Raw genomic sequence first — 1,089 nt, 5'->3', positions numbered from 1 at the left:
CCCGATTTCAGATAATAAGTGCGACATTCATGGGAAGGTGTAGAAGAGGAAGCCAACTGCTAAAAGTGGTACGCTCTTCTCGCCAAAGAAACAAGCAGTACTACCATGAATTATCAGCAGTTGACCGAGGGCAGAAGATACCAGATTTCTGCTCTTTTGGAACGGGGAATTTCGGTTTCTGAAATAGCTAAAACAGTTCAGTGCCATCGCTCTACGGTATATCGGGAGCTTAAACGCGGCCGCAAAGGCAGTCAGTATTGCCCAAACGAAGCCCAGGCGTTAGCAATCAAAAAACGCACATCAGCGCGTAAATACCGAATACCTCAGGAGCGTGTTGATTTTATCCGCCTCCTTTTAGAAGCGGATTGGAGTCCAGAGCAGATTTCCAGTGTATTAACGAAAATCGGTGCCGCTGTCAGCCATGAGTGGATCTACCGATTTGTTGCGCAGGATAAGCGCTTGGGTGGCAAGTTATATCGCCACTTGAGGCAAGGACACAAGCGGTATCGTCGCGGTAAAAAAGAGAAAGCGCCAGCGATCAAGAATGCTGTTTCGATCGATGATAGGCCAAGCATCGTTGACAGTAAGGAGCGATTTGGTGATTGGGAAATCGACACCGTATTAGGCAAGCACGGCTCTGGAGCTATGGTGACTATTTTAGAGCGTAAAACACGATTTTACGTGGTAAAGAAAGTGCCCTCTAAGTCAGCAGATGATGTTACCAAAGCCACAATAGAACTACTGATGCCTTATAAGAAACATGTCCATACCATCACGGCAGATAACGGGAGAGAATTTGCCGGTCATGAAACCATCGCAAAGGAGTTGGAGGCTGATGTGTACTTTGCTCACCCTTACAGCTCTTGGGAACGTGGAGCTAATGAGAATGCTAATGGTCTTTTAAGGCAATATGTGAAGAAAGGAACCGACCTAACAACGGTAACAGACAGCGATATTGAATTCGCTTTATCGCGGATAAATTATCGTCCAAGAAAGTGTTTAGGCTTCAAGCAGCCAGCCATTGTATTTGAAGAAATGACTTTGGCTGCTTGATATTGGAGAGTGTCGCACTTCGAAGTTGAATTCGGG

1 protein-coding gene is annotated in these 1,089 nt (G+C 46.0%); it reads left to right on the top strand.

Annotated features, from left to right (window positions below):
* The first annotated feature begins 105 nt into the window (after positions 1–105).
* Complete coding sequence (locus KCG43_RS21270) at positions 106–1,053, top strand: IS30 family transposase (RefSeq protein WP_218387459.1); 948 nt, start codon at positions 106–108, stop codon at positions 1,051–1,053.
* The last annotated feature ends 36 nt before the right edge of the window (positions 1,054–1,089 follow it).

The sequence above is a fragment of the Photobacterium sp. WH24 genome, from assembly GCF_019204055.1.
Taxonomy (GTDB): Bacteria; Pseudomonadota; Gammaproteobacteria; order Enterobacterales; family Vibrionaceae; genus Photobacterium; species Photobacterium arenosum.
The sequence above is the reverse complement of the archived record's forward strand: the minus strand, read 5'-3'. Positions and strand labels throughout refer to the sequence as shown.